Genomic DNA, 14,805 nt, shown 5'->3' with positions numbered 1-14,805 from the left:
AACTGAAAGTATTTGGCGAATGTATAATCACTGAGAAGGAGCGAAGCGGATTCGAAGTGTTATACATGGTGAAGCCATGTGCATAACAAAAATAAAAAAGTAAAGCAATTAGTTTTTTGCTTGCAAAAAAAAACTGAAAGTATTTGGCGAATGTATAATCACTGAGAAGAAGCGAAGCGGATTCGAGAATTGGAGGATTTTATGAAGATGAGTAAAAAGATAATTTATGTAACGTTAATTGTAATGATGAGCTTTTTTACAATATTTGCACAAAATAATGTAATGGCCGCAAAAAAAGAAAATAAAGTATATACAATATCAAAGAAAAGCAAATTGATTGACGTAGGTTCACACTTATATTCTACATATGGTTCTGATTATGTGAATAAATATACAAGAGATTGGTATTTGTTCCGCTCATATCTTGAAAAACTTGAGGTGTCAGGAGGAGGAAAATTAATTGTAAAAAAAGGAACATATAATATTACAAATACACTTTGTATTCCGTCAAATGTCAAAATTGTATTTGAAGATGGTGTTGTAATTAATAAAACAACAGATACACATACTAAGAAATTCCATGCAGGAGTAACCTTATTTGAATTTGTGCCTGCCGCAAAATATGATAAGAAAAATTGGAGCAAAGAATATAATGGAGTACATGACTCAAGTATGATTGGAAAAGGTAAAGTTACTATTAATACTAATAGCGTATACCAGTCTGTTGCAGTAACAATGTGTCATAATCAGAATATTACTATAAAAGGAATTACATTTGAAAATCTGAACGAATGTCATTTTATTGAATTAGATGCAAGTAAGAATGTGAAAATACTTAATTGCACATTTAGAAATGCAGAAGGATATAATAAAAACAGAGAGGCAATTAATATAGACACACCTGACGATTCTACGGATGGCTTTTCGAAAATATGGGCTAAAAACGATCAAACCCCTAATGTTAAAGTTTTAATTAAAAAATGTAAATTTAATAATGTAATAGTAGCAATTGGAACTCATAGATATAGCGATAATGGTGGAATTGTTTATCATAAAAACATCACCATAGAAGACTGTAATATTAAAAAAGCAAAAAGTTATGGAATAAATTGTTTAGCATGGGCAAATTGTAATATAAGAAATAATAAAATAAACAGTTATGATGAGAGCATAAGGCAAAGGGAAACAAAGAATATAAAAATAAAGAATAATTAAAAGGTTATTGAGTAGATTCAGAGTATAAATATATGTATTTAGCATTAGGGAAAGTTCAAATGAATTATGATAAATAATCCATCTCTCTTATTTGCAAAAATGCTTGCTATTTCCGGCATAATATGATAGTAATATATAGGATGAAAATTAAGAAAGTTAAGCAAATAAGAGGCTTTTTGCAGTCGTGGCGGAATTGGTATACGCGCATGATTCAGGTTCATGTTTTCGCAAGAAAGTGTGGGTTCAAGTCCCATCGACTGCATTTGTTTTGATTAAAATTATAACGATTAAAAATACCATTTCAATTTTTGAAATGGTATTTTTAATCGTTATAATGAAAAAAGTTGTAAAAAAATATCTGATACATAGCTGATTTTGTTGTATAATATCAGTTAGTAATTATAGAAATTAACAAAATAAACGAAGTTCGTTTCTAATGAATGCTTTTAACTAATGACCGCCAACCAAATGGAGAGGCAATGCTTATTAATATGAGTGGAGGAACAATATGTTTTATCCTGATGAAATAATAGAAGAAGTAAGAAATCAAAATGACATAGTAGATGTGATAAGTGAATATGTTAAATTACAGAAGAAAGGTGCTAATTATTTTGGACTTTGTCCATTTCATAATGAAAAATCACCGTCTTTTTCTGTTTCTCCGGGAAAACAAATGTATTATTGTTTCGGATGTGGTGAAGGAGGAAATGTTATTTCATTTGTAATGAAATATGAAAACTACTCTTTCATAGAAGCAGTTCAGATGTTAGCTTTCAGAGCAGGAATAGAATTGCCACAGGTTACCAGGTCAAAGGAAGAAAAGGAGAATGCAGATAAAAGATCTCAAATATTAACAATAAACACTTTGGCAGCGAAATTTTATTATTATATGCTTAAATCCGAAAAAGGTGCTTTGGCATATCATTATTTGCGTGGAAGAGAATTGTCAGATAACACAATTACAGGTTTTGGACTTGGATATTCTGATAAATACAGTGATTCATTATATAAATATATGAAAAGCAAAGGATATAAGGATGACATTTTAAAGGAAACAGGATTATTTACATTTGAAGAAAAGGGCGTTCATGATAAATTCTGGAACAGGGTAATGTTTCCTATTATGGATGTAAATAATAAAGTTATTGCCTTTGGTGGAAGAGTTATGGGTGATGGTAAGCCTAAATACTTAAATTCTCCTGAAACAAAGGTTTTTGATAAAAGCCGTAATTTATATGGACTTAATATTGCAAGAACAAGCAGAAAGGATTATTTACTTATCTGTGAGGGATATATGGATGTTATATCTCTTCATCAGGCAGGATTTAATAATGCGGTAGCTGCACTTGGAACATCATTTACTTCAGGCCATGCGTCGCTTATTAAGAGATATGCAAAAGAGGTTGTCCTTACATTTGACAGCGATGGAGCGGGAATCAAAGCGGCTTTAAGAGCCATACCTATTTTAAGAGAAGCCGGACTTTCAATCAAAGTATTAAGCATGAAGCCTTATAAAGACCCTGATGAGTTTATTAAGGCATTAGGACCTGAAGCGTATGAAGAAAGAATAGAGAAGGCTACTAATTATTTTATATTTCAGGTTGGAACACTTATGAACGAATATAATTTAGATGATCCATCTGAAAAGACAGAATTTCATAATAAAGTAGCAGATATGCTTTTGGAATTTGAAGATGAGATAGAAAGAAATAACTATCTTGAATCAGTATGCAGAACTTTTAATATTCCGTTAGATGGATTAAGACAGCTTGTCAAGAAGAAAGGTCTTAATTACATTGGAAAGAAACAAAGAGAAGAAAAAGAAACAATTAAGTCAGGAAATAAAGAAAAGGAAGAGGCAGTAGTGCTTGCACAGCAGATTTTGTTAACCTGGCTTATTGAAGAAAAAAATATTTTCGAAAGTGTTGCAAAGTATGTTTCGCCTTCAGATTTTTCTGATGATTTTTATAAAAGAGTGGCAGGCATTTTTTGGGCACAGATGGAAGAAAATGAAGCAAATCCTGCAAAAATAATTGACAATTTCCAAGATGAGGATGAGCATAAGAAAGTGGCAGCATTGTTTAATTCGCCACTTATAAATCAAAATCTGACTATGCAGGAAAAGGAAAAAGCAGTTAATGATGCAGTGATTCTTATAAAAAAGAAAAGCCTTGATGACAGGGCAAAAAATGCAACAGATATTTCTGAGATGCAGAATATAATTCAGGCTAAAGCACAGCTTGGAAAAATACACATTACATTAAATTAAATCAGGAGTTGTACAAATGACATTATCAAAAAGACTACAGGCAGTTGCAGACATGGTTACACCGGGATATGTGGTGGCAGACATAGGAACAGATCATGGATATATTCCAATTTATTTAACTAAGAACAAAATCTCACCGAAAGCATATGCAATGGATATTAATAAGGGCCCAATTGATAGGGCGACAGAAAATATCCATATGGAAGAATTGCAGGATAAGATTAAAGCAATTCAGTCAAATGGAATGGAAAAACTTGAGCCGGGCATGGTTCAGTCAGTTGTTATCGCAGGAATGGGTGGAGAACTTATGATTGACATTATAAAAAATTCTCCGGTTATCGGAACGCTTAAAGAGATGATTTTATCACCTCATTCTGATAAGGATTTTGTTAGAAAGAACATGATGGAGAATAATTGGAAAATTATTGATGAAACAATGGTTAAAGATAATGGCAAATATTATACAATTATGAAGGTGGTTCCGGGAAGAGAACAGAACAAATATTCACCGGAAGAATTAATTTATGGAAGATGTTTGATTGAAAAACAAAGTGATGTATTTAAGGAGTTCCTTGATAAAGAATATGAAAAATACACACAGATTTTAGATGTTTTGGATTGTAATGACAGCGTAATAGGACGAAACATTGAAATTCGCCGGTTACGCAAGTTAAACAGAAAGGCAAGGGGTTTGAATGGTTAAAGTCAAAGTAGGTTCTATGGAAAAAGAATATACAAGTAAGACAACATTGTATGAAATTGCTAAAGATTTTAAAAATCAGTATTCAAATGATATTGTTTTAGCAGAATGCGATGGAGTTTTGTGTGAATTATCAAAGAAAGTTGATGAGGACTGTGAAGTTAAGTTTATTACAACGGATACTAAGATTGGTAATGACTGTTACAGACGTTCTATGACATTTTTAATGATGAAAGCATTTTACAAAGTGTGTGACGGTGAGAACATAGACAAAATATCAGTACAGTATTCTGTAAGTAAAGGATATTTTTGTCGAATTTATGGAAAAGTTACAGTTACGCAGAAATTGCTTGATAGTGTTGAAGCTGAAATGAGAGGCTTAGTTGAAAAAGATGTTCTTATAACAAAGGAATCCTTGTCGACAGATGAAGCAATTAAGCTTTTCGGAGAACTTGGAATGTATGACAAGGAAAATTTATTTAAGTACAGAAGATCATCCCGTGTAAATGTATATCATATGGGTGGATTCGATGATTACTATTATGGATATATGACATATTCAACAGGAGTACTTAAATATTTTAAATTAATACAATATGACAATGGTTTTGTGCTTCAGATGCCTACAAAAGAAGAGCCTGATAAGGTGCCTGAATTTAAACCACAGGAAAAGGTATTTGAAGTATTAAAGGAAGCTACACAGTGGGGAGAGATGATGGGGGTTCCTACAATTGGAGCCGTAAATGACAAAATAACAAATGGAACAATCGGAAATATTATGCTTGTTCAGGAAGCTTTGCAGGAAAAGAAAATTGCTGACATTGCGACAGAAATAGCGAATAGACAGGGTGTTAAATTTGTTATGATAGCAGGTCCTTCATCCTCAGGCAAGACTTCATTTTCACATAGATTATCAATTCAGCTTATGGCACAGGGATTAAAGCCACATCCAATTCCGGTTGATAACTTCTTTAAAAATAGAGAAGATACTCCGGTAGATGAAGATGGAAAGTTAGATTATGAAGTGATTGAAGCTTTAGATGTAAAGTTGTTTAACGAGATTATGGAGCGACTTTTAAAAGGTGAAAAGGTTGAAATGCCTGAATTTAATTTCGTTACAGGAAAAAGAGAGTATCACAAAGATTATTTGAAACTTAATGATGACGATATTCTTGTTATAGAAGGAATTCATTGCCTTAATGATAAGATGTCATATTCATTGCCAAATGAATCTAAATTTAAAATTTATGTAAGTGCACTTACACCACTTAATGTAGATGAACATAATAGAATTCCTACAACGGATTTACGTCTTATAAGAAGAATTGTAAGGGATGCAAGAACAAGAGGCACATCTGCTGCAGCAACTATAGAAATGTGGCACCGCGTAAGAAGAGGAGAGGAAAATAATATTTTCCCATATCAGGAATGTGCAGATGCGATATTTAATTCAGCGTTAGTTTATGAACTTGCGGTACTTAAGCAGTATGCTGAACCGGCATTGTTTAGTGTGCCAAAAGATGCAGAAGAATATTTAGAAGCAAAAAGACTTCTTAAGTTTTTAGATTATGTTGTTGGAACTTCAAATGAGAATGTTCCAAACAATTCTTTGCTTAGGGAATTTACAGGTGGAAGTTGCTTTAAAGTATGATTTATGATATTGTAGTTATTTGTGAGTAGGATAAATGGTCGCGGATGCTATTGCCGAAAGGACGCAGACGAGGAAAGTCCGGGCTTCATAGGGCAGGATGCCGGCTAACGGCCGGTGGAGGTGACTCCCAGGAAAGTGCAACAGAGAGCAGACCGCCGGATATTCTCCGGTAAGGGTGAAAGGGCAGTGTAAGAGACTACCGCCTTTTTGGTAACAGAAAGGGCATTGTAAACCCCATTCGAAGCAAGACTGAACAGAAAGCATAAAGTGGCCCGCTTGCTTTCGGGTAGGTCGCTTGAACATATTGGTAACAATATGTCTAGATAGATGACCATTCATGACATAACCCGGCTTACAGTCCTACTCATTAATATAAAAAAAATCAGCCAACCCGGCTGATTTTTTAATTTGCATAGATTATAATTTTTCCCAAAGAATTCCCTGCTTTTCTTCACAGTATTTACAACTGTACAATCCTTTTTCTTTATCAGTTAATATAAATATGTGTTTTAATTCCTGCTCGATAGAAGTAATGCAACGAGGGTTTTTACAGTGAAGAACATTTGTGATTGAATCAGGTAAATTTAATTCTTTTTTATCTGTTAAAACACCGTCTTTTATAATATTTACTGTTATATTGTGGTCGATAAATCCTAAAACATCAAAATCAACAATGTCTAAAGGACCTTCGACTTTAATTATATCTTTTTTACCCATAACAGCACTACGTGCATTTTTTATAATGGCAACCTGATAATCTAATTTGTCTAATCCAAGGTATTTGTAGATTGCCATTGCACGACCTGCCTGAATGTGGTCTAATACAAATCCATTGTTAATCTGGTCTACATTTATCATATTTTCACCTCCAAAAGTGTGAGAATAAGAGCCATACGAACGTAAACTCCGTATTGAACCTGCTTAAAATATACAGCACGTGGGTCGTCATCTACCTCAACAGATATTTCATTTACACGAGGAAGTGGATGAAGTACGAGCATATCATCTTTTGCAAGTTTCATTTTTCTTTTATCTAAAATATAACTGTCTTTCATTCTAATATAGTCTTCTTCGTTAAAGAAACGTTCCTTTTGTACACGTGTCATGTATAAAATATCTAAGTCACTCATAACATCTTCAAGTTTTGTCACTTCTTTAAAAGGTGCACCGGCTTTTGTTAAGTTTTCTCTTATATATTCTGGAACTCGTAATTCCGGTGGTGAGATAAGAACAAATGATATATTTTCATATCTTAAAAGTGCATTTATAAGTGAATGAACTGTTCGTCCGAATTTTAAGTCACCACAAAGACCGATTGTGAGATTGTTTAAACGTCCTTTTAAGGATCTTATTGTCATTAAATCTGTGAGAGTCTGAGTTGGATGCTGATGTCCGCCATCACCTGCGTTGATTACGGGAATAGATGATTTAGATGCTGCAACTAAAGGAGCACCTTCTTTAGGATGACGCATTGCACAAATATCAGCGTAACATGAAATAATTCGAATAGTATCAGAAACACTTTCTCCTTTGGAGGCTGAACTTGAATCAGCTGAAGAAAATCCTAAAACACTGCCACCTAAGTTAATCATGGCAGCCTCAAAACTAAGACGTGTTCTTGTACTTGGTTCATAGAATAAAGTTGCGATTTTTTTACCTTTGCAGGCTTCTTTATATTTGTCTGGGTTCTTTTCAATGTCAGATGCAAGATCAAGTAAATCGTCAAGCTCTTCTACAGAAAAATCCAGAGGACTAATTAAATGTCGCATAAGTTCCTCCTTATCCAATTTTTTTCTACACAATATGATAAGGTAATAAGACAAAATATTCAAGTAAAAAAGTGCAAAAATATACAGAAAAATAGAAAAGATTTTAAAGTTAAAAAAAAACTAGTGGAAAAGTTCGTGAAAAAACGAAAATGTGATATAATTAAATCTGATTTCCTTTAAATATAAAAATGAATTTGAGTCTTTATAATAGATGTAATTGATAAAAATAGTGATTGAGATAATTTAGTAGTTATTTAATTTAGAAGGATGGTGTATATTATGGAATTATTTTATGAAACAATAGAAAAAATGTGTACACAGGTAAAAGAAAAACTATCATTAAAAGAATTTTGCAAAAATGAAGAAATAACAGCCATAATTTTAGGCTCAGGATTAGGTGGGTTCGCTAATAATATAGAAGATGTAAAGAGCATTAAGTATAGTGAGATAGAAGGTTTCCCTATAACGACAAATACAGGACATAAGGGAAGGATGCTTTTTGGCTATATAAATAATAAGGCGGTAATAGTAATGGAGGGAAGAATTCATTATTATGAAGGATATAGCATGAAAGAAGTAGTGACTCCAATATATTTTATGAAATTAATGGGAACTAAAAAAATAATACTTACAAATGCTGCAGGCGGTATAGGAGACAACTTTGAAGTAGGAAATCTTATGATGATTACAGATCACATTACTTCATTTGTTCCGTCACCTTTAATTGGAAAAAATGATGAAAGATTTGGCCTAAGATTTCCTGATATGTCATGCGTATATAATAAAAAATTGCAACAGGTAATTAGAAGCGTAGCGGATAGAGAGAATATTGAATTAAAAGAAGGTGTTTATTTGCAGACTACCGGACCTAATTATGAAACTCCTGCAGAAATACAAATGTATAAAAAGCTTGGAGCAGATGCAGTTGGAATGAGTACAGCAGTTGAAGCAATGGTTGCAAATTACCTTCAAATAAAAGTGTGTGGTATAAGTTGCATAACAAATAAAGCAGCAGGCTTGTCAGATAAGGAATTAAATGATGAAGAGGTTAAAGAAGTAGCTTCTAAAGTGGCTAAAGATTTTGAAACACTCTTAAAGGGAATTATATAGAATAGAAAATGCCGGGAGATTAAATCCCGGCACTTTTTTATTGCTCCTGTTCATCAGGGTTATCTTTCTTTATAGGATGTATTGTAATTCGAACAGAGTCGATACGTTTATCATCCATTTTTTCTACTTTTAATGTGCAGTTACCAATAGTAACACTGTCGCCAATATCAGGAAGACGCTCAAGGTTTTCGATTATGAGCCCGCCAATTGACTCGTAATGCTCAGAATCAATATCTAACCCTAACTGATCGTTTAAATCATCAAGGTTGATAGAACCTTCAACGATATATTGATTTTCATTTATTTTTCTAATGACACGTTTTTCGTCTTCATCAAATTCGTCTCGTATTTCACCAACAATCTCTTCGATAATATCTTCAAGTGTAATCAACCCTTCAGCTAAACCATATTCATCAAGGACAATACATAGACTTGTGTCGTTATCACGCATTTCAATAAGAAGATTGTTAAGTTCTTTTTGTGCGTAAGTATAATAAGGCTCACGCATTAATTCTTCAAGTTTGAAATTATCTTTTGTGACATGATTAATAATCATATCTTTGATATTTATAACACCTATTATGTTGTCAGTGCTGTCTTTATAAACAGGAATTCGTGTAAATTTATCACGTTTAACTAAATCTAACAATTCATCGTAAGTTGTAGTAGTACTTATCATTGATATGTCAACCTTTGGAACCATGATGTCTTTAGCTCTTGCGTCACCAAAATCAAACACATTGTTAATCATGTCTAATTCTTCGGACTCGATGATTCCTTCTTCCTGACTTACATCCATAATTGTTCTTAATTCATCTTCTGTAAAATGAGAAGATTTTGATGACGTATCAACACGTAATATCATTAAAATTAATTTTGAAAAATTATCAATTATAAAAATGATAGGAGTTAAAACAAACATAAGAATTGAAATAACTCTTGCGTATGAAAGTGCTACATTTTCTGAATGAATACCGGCAACTGTCTTTGGAATTATTTCACCAAAAATCAATACAACAAAAGTAAGAACGAACGTGCCGATACTTACATATATATTTCCAAATACATTTTGTACAAATAAAGTGGAAATAGCAGAGGCACCTATATTTACTATGTTGTTTCCTATTAAAACGGTGCTAAGCATTTTTGACTGATGCTTTATTACTTTATCAAGGATAAGGGCACGTTTATTGCCATCATCAACTAACATACGAATACGCATCTTATTAACTGTTGTTAAAGCCGTTTCTGCAGATGAAAAAAATGCAGATAGTAAAATTAAAACTAATAATACACATAGCATAGCTATGTCACTGGGTCCCACAATATCACTCCTTAATTAAATAAATATTTATGTACATAATTCTATGCGTACATTTAGGATATTGTACAAAATACTAAACTTGATGTCAAGAATGGCACATATTTTCCTTTTTAAATAAAAATGTATTCCAAATAGTCATATTTTATAAATAATGAAATAGAATTGTAAAAAGCAAAATTGGAAAAAGGAATGAAAGAAACAGTTTTATCAATAATTAAGGTGATTTTTGCACAATTAGTACTTACGGCAGTTGTTATATTGCTGGCTTCGTTTATTACATATAAATTAAAAGTAAGTGATTTTGGGTACAAAGTAATAGTAATGGTAGTATATGGGATAGTTACATTTATTGGTGGGATGATTATAGGAAAAGTAAAAAACAAAAGGAAGTTTTTATGGGGAGCGCTGACAGGTGGAATTTATATAGGAATGATAATGATTGTGGCATTTGCAATAGCACATAATGGAGAGTCTAGTGTGGTGAAAATGGTACCAGCTTTAATAACTTCATTAGCAGGTGGAATGCTTGGAGGAATGGCAGGGTGATGTAGGAAAAACAATATGAAAAAACGTTTTAACTGTATAGTAAAAAATAGTTTGAAAAAATATATTCATGTGTTATAATATTTTTTGAATTGTACAAAAATAAATAAACTGGAGGAATATCATGAAACATATTAAGACATTAACATCAAAAACATTAAAGGAAACAATGAAAAAAGGTGGATGTGGCGAATGTCAGACATCATGTCAGTCAGCATGCAAGACTAGCTGTACAGTAGGAAATCAGACTTGCGAAAATAAATAATTTTATAATGAAGTATGTCTATAACAGAGCCGACGTTTGTCGACTCTGTTATAGTGCGTTATTGCATAAACTTTAAAAATTATGACATACCATTAAATGGAGAGGAGAAAATACAGTGATTCACCAGTATAAAAGTAATGGTTATAATATCGTATTAGATGTAGAAAGTGGAGCAGTTCATGTTGTGGACGACATTACATACGATGTTATTTCATTATATGAGGAGAATTCTGCTGATGAAATAATTTCTAAATTAAAATCATCATATAATGAGGATGAAATAAGAGAATGTATTTCAGAAGTAAAGGAACTCGTTGAAGATGGACAGCTGTTTACTGAAGATATTTACGAACCATTTGTGGAGAAATTTAAAGAAAAGAGACAGACAGTTGTAAAGGCATTATGCCTTCACATAGCACATGACTGTAATCTTGCCTGCAAATATTGTTTTGCAGAAGAAGGTGAATATCATGGAAGAAGAGCATTAATGAGTTTTGAAGTTGGAAAGAAAGCTTTAGATTTCCTTGTTGCTAATTCAGGTAACAGAGTTAATCTTGAAGTTGACTTTTTTGGCGGAGAGCCATTGATGAACTGGGATGTAGTTAAGCAGTTAGTTGCGTATGGTCGTTCATTAGAAAAACCAAATAACAAGAAATTTAGATTTACTCTTACAACAAACGGAGTTCTGTTAAACGATGAGGTAATGGAATTCGTAAATAAAGAAATGTCTAATGTTGTATTAAGTCTTGACGGAAGAAAAGAAGTAAACGACAGAATGCGTCCGTTTAGAACAGGAAAAGGCAGTTATGATTTGATAGTGCCTAAATTTCAGAAACTAGCAGAAAGCAGAAATCAGACAAATTACTATATCAGAGGAACATTTACAAGAAATAATTTAGATTTTTCAGAAGATGTTAAGCATTTTGCTGATTTAGGATTTAAGCAGATGTCAATAGAACCTGTAGTCGGACCGGAAGAAGACCCATACTCGATTAGAGAACAGGATCTTCCACAGATTATGGAGGAATATGACAAGTTAGCCCTTGAATACATTGATCGATACAAGAAAGGAAATGGATTTAATTTCTTCCACTTTATGATTGATTTGACACAGGGACCTTGTGTTTATAAGAGATTGTCAGGATGTGGTTCAGGAACAGAATATCTGGCAGTAACGCCATGGGGTGATTTCTATCCATGTCACCAATTTGTTGGAAATGAAGATTTCCTTATGGGAAATGTAGATGAAGGAATTACAAAACCTGAGATTGTAAAAGAATTTGGCAATTGCAATGTATATTCTAAAGAAAAATGCAAGAATTGTTTTGCTAAGTTTTATTGCAGTGGTGGTTGTGCAGCTAATTCTTACAATTTCCATGGCACAATTAATGATGCATATGACATTGGATGTGAAATGCAAAGAAAAAGAGTGGAATGCTCTATAATGATAAAAGCAGCGTTAGCTGATGAATAAGAAAGAGGTTTTATAAAATGAAGAAAATGAACAAGACAAGAGGAATCGTTTATGCCATCTTATCTCTTGTAATTATCGCGTGTCTTGGAGGCATTGTCTTATTTGGTCTTCCAAATTGGAAATGGCTCGGAGCTTACAAGGATAGTGGTAAAGCGGCAAACATCACACAGGGACTTGACCTTAAGGGTGGTGTAAGTGTTACATATCAGGTATCTGATGACAATCCAAAGTGGGATGCAACAGATTTATCTGATACAGTTTACAAGATGCAACAGAGAGTTAACCAGTTTAGTACTGAAGCTACAGCATACAAAGAAGGGGATGACAGAATTACTGTTGATATCCCTGGTGCAAATGATGCTGATGAAGTAGTTGAACGTTTAGGTAAACCGGGTTCATTATATTTCTGTACAAAGAGTTCTACAGATTTAACAGAAGAACAGTTAGCAGAAACAGATGAAAACGGAAACAAGAAGTATGTTCAGCTTACTGATGGAAATTATGCAGGATACTATCAGATTTGGTTAACAGGTGATGACATTGCAGATGCTCAGGGACAGCAGTCATCTGACAGTAAAACTAAAAAATCTGAAGCAGTAGTTTCATTAACATTTACAGATGCCGGATCAACAAAGTTCTATAACATGACATCACAGTATGTTGGTAAGTCTACATACATTATTTATGATAATGAAGTAATTAGTGCGCCAACTGTTCAGGCAGCAATCAGTGGTGGACAGGCACAGATTGATGGTATGGCAGATATGGATGAAGCTAATAATCTTGCTTCAAATATCAGAATTGGTACTTTGAATTTATCCTTGGATGAAATCAGTCACAAAGTTGTTAGTGCCCAGCTTGGCTCTGATGCATTAAGTAAGTCAATTAAGGCTGGTATCATTGGATTTATAATAATTATTTTATTCTTATTATTAGTTTACAGAATTGCCGGTGTTGCAGCAAGTTTAGCATTGGTAGTTTTCGTTGAGTTAGAAATGCTTACATTAAACGCTTTTGACTTAACATTATCATTACCTGGTATTGCAGGTATTATTCTTGGTATTGGTATGGCAGTAGATGCTAACGTTATTATTAATGCCAGAATCAGAGAAGAAATTGCTGCAGGAAAGACTGTTAAGAGTGCAATCACAATTGGTTTCGATAAAGCTAAATCAGCTATCGTAGATGGAAATATTACAACACTTATCGCAGCTTTAGTTCTTTTATGGAGAGGTTCAGGTACAGTACAGGGATTTGCTCAGACTTTAGCTATCAGTATTGTATTCCAGTTATTTACATCATTATTTGTATCTAAGTGGTTTGTATGGATTCTTTACTATTTAGGATTCCAGGGCGAAAAGTTCTACGGAAAAGAAAAGACAAGAAAGGCAATTCATTTCTTAAAGAAGAGAGTTGTATTCTTTGCACTTTCAATAATTGTAATCATTGGTGGATTCGCAACAATGATTGGATACTCAGCAGCCGGAAAAGACCCATTCTTCTTAAGCGTTGAATTTAAGGGTGGTAGCTCAGTAACAGTTGACTTTGATAAAGAATATACAATGGATCAGTTTAATGATGAAATTAAACCTGCACTTGTAGATACATTAGGAACATCAGATATTCAGGGACAGAAAGAAACTGGTTCAAATAAATTCGTTATTAAGACAAAGAAACTTGAAGGCGATGAATTTGATGCATTTGAAAAATTATTAATTGAAAAATTTGGTGCCGTAGACAGCAAGGATAATTTCCAGAACACTATGATTTCTGCAACAGTAAGTAAAGAAATGAGAAGTGATGCTGTATGGGCAACAATCATTGCAACAATATGTATGTTAATCTATATTTGGATTAGATTTAAGGACATTAAGTTTGCTTCAGCAGCTGTAATTGCATTAATTCATGACGTACTTGTTGTTATTGGATTCTATGCAGTATCAAGAGTAGCAGTAGGAACAACATTTATTGCATGTCTTCTTACAATTGTAGGTTATTCTATCAATGCTACAATCGTTATTTTCGATAGAATTAGAGAAAATAAGGCATCAATGAAGCGTGGAGATGACTTAGAAGAATTAGTTGACTTAAGTATCACACAGACACTTACAAGAACAATTTACTCAAACGTAACAACATTTATCATGGTATTTATGATATTTATCATGGGTGTTACATCAATCAAAGAGTTTACATTACCATTAATGGTAGGTTTAGTATGTGGTGCTTACTCATCAGTATGTATAACAGGTGCTGTTTGGTTTGTTCTTACTAAGAAATTCGGAAAGAAAAAAGCTAACTAAAAAACACATAAAATATACTTTATAATAAAATGAACGGGGCTGTAAAAGGTGCCGTTCATTTTGTGTTATGCACAATGAGCCAAATACTTTCAGTTTTTGCTTGCAAAGAAAAATGAAAGTATTTGGCGAATGTATAATCACTGAGAAGAAGCGAAGCGAATTCGAAGTGTTATACACGGCGA

General features: G+C 33.1%; 12 protein-coding genes, 1 tRNA gene and 1 other RNA gene. 11 read left to right on the top strand and 3 right to left on the bottom strand.

The features are described from left to right. Positions 1–201: 201 nt before the first annotated feature. The 6 genes from DWX29_RS12055 to rnpB all read left to right on the top strand — a co-directional run bounded on the left by DWX29_RS12055 (position 202) and on the right by rnpB (position 6,206). Positions 202–1,215 (top strand): right-handed parallel beta-helix repeat-containing protein, encoded by a 1,014-nt coding sequence (locus DWX29_RS12055; RefSeq protein WP_117909211.1) that lies wholly within the window; start codon positions 202–204, stop codon positions 1,213–1,215. Positions 1,216–1,393: 178 nt separating this feature from the next. Then, positions 1,394–1,477, top strand: a tRNA-Leu gene (locus tag DWX29_RS12050). Between the two features lie 246 nt (positions 1,478–1,723). Next, positions 1,724–3,484 carry a DNA primase gene (gene dnaG, locus DWX29_RS12045; RefSeq protein WP_117909213.1) on the top strand — a complete coding sequence of 587 codons (1,761 nt, stop codon included), beginning with the start codon at positions 1,724–1,726 and terminating at the stop codon, positions 3,482–3,484. Between the two features lie 16 nt (positions 3,485–3,500). After that, positions 3,501–4,187, top strand: a complete 687-nt coding sequence (locus DWX29_RS12040; RefSeq protein ID WP_022088124.1) for a class I SAM-dependent methyltransferase — start codon at positions 3,501–3,503, stop codon at positions 4,185–4,187. After that, positions 4,180–5,835, top strand: a complete 1,656-nt coding sequence (locus DWX29_RS12035; RefSeq protein WP_022088123.1) for a nucleoside kinase — start codon at positions 4,180–4,182, stop codon at positions 5,833–5,835. The genes DWX29_RS12040 and DWX29_RS12035 overlap by 8 nt, the downstream gene beginning before the upstream one ends. A 22-nt stretch (positions 5,836–5,857) precedes the next feature. Further along, positions 5,858–6,206: RNase P RNA component class A (rnpB, locus tag DWX29_RS12030), an RNA gene on the top strand. 46 nt (positions 6,207–6,252) lie between these two features. On the opposite strand, the gene DWX29_RS12025 is transcribed toward rnpB, so the two are convergent. Next, positions 6,253–6,693, bottom strand: coding sequence for an aspartate carbamoyltransferase regulatory subunit (locus tag DWX29_RS12025; protein WP_117909216.1), 441 nt, complete (start codon positions 6,691–6,693; stop codon positions 6,253–6,255). Further along, entirely contained in the window at positions 6,690–7,604 is a 915-nt protein-coding gene (gene pyrB / locus DWX29_RS12020) for an aspartate carbamoyltransferase (RefSeq protein ID WP_117909218.1), read from the bottom strand. Before pyrB ends, DWX29_RS12025 begins: the two co-directional genes overlap by 4 nt. Positions 7,605–7,883: 279 nt before the next feature. Between pyrB and DWX29_RS12010 the strand changes: the two genes are divergently transcribed. Beyond that, positions 7,884–8,714, top strand: a complete 831-nt coding sequence (locus tag DWX29_RS12010) for a purine-nucleoside phosphorylase (RefSeq protein ID WP_117909220.1) — start codon at positions 7,884–7,886, stop codon at positions 8,712–8,714. A gap of 37 nt (positions 8,715–8,751) precedes the next feature. Here the strand turns inward: DWX29_RS12010 and DWX29_RS12005 are convergent, their stop codons facing one another. Further along, a complete protein-coding gene (locus DWX29_RS12005) occupies positions 8,752–10,038 on the bottom strand; it encodes a hemolysin family protein (RefSeq protein ID WP_243003014.1) in 1,287 nt (428 codons plus the stop codon). A 189-nt stretch (positions 10,039–10,227) separates the two neighbouring features. Here DWX29_RS12005 and DWX29_RS12000 point away from each other — a divergent pair, with 189 nt between their 5' ends. From DWX29_RS12000 to secD, 4 genes are all read left to right on the top strand, one after another. Beyond that, on the top strand, positions 10,228–10,584 hold the full coding sequence (locus DWX29_RS12000) for a TIGR04086 family membrane protein (RefSeq protein WP_117909222.1): 357 nt from the start codon (positions 10,228–10,230) through the stop codon (positions 10,582–10,584). 121 nt (positions 10,585–10,705) lie between these two features. Further along, entirely contained in the window at positions 10,706–10,846 is a 141-nt protein-coding gene (gene scfA, locus DWX29_RS11995) for a six-cysteine ranthipeptide SCIFF (protein WP_022088117.1), read from the top strand. 115 nt (positions 10,847–10,961) lie between these two features. Further along, on the top strand, positions 10,962–12,320 hold the full coding sequence (gene scfB / locus DWX29_RS11990; protein WP_118565932.1) for a thioether cross-link-forming SCIFF peptide maturase: 1,359 nt from the start codon (positions 10,962–10,964) through the stop codon (positions 12,318–12,320). A gap of 17 nt (positions 12,321–12,337) precedes the next feature. Next, entirely contained in the window at positions 12,338–14,623 is a 2,286-nt protein-coding gene (gene secD / locus DWX29_RS11985; RefSeq protein ID WP_347497724.1) for a protein translocase subunit SecD, read from the top strand. Positions 14,624–14,805 lie beyond the last annotated feature (182 nt).

Origin of the sequence: Eubacterium sp. AF19-12LB (assembly GCF_003479125.1) — a bacterium.
Classification (GTDB): Bacteria; Bacillota; Clostridia; order Lachnospirales; family Lachnospiraceae; genus Eubacterium_U; species Eubacterium_U album.
This window is presented reverse-complemented; position numbering and strand designations above follow the sequence as displayed.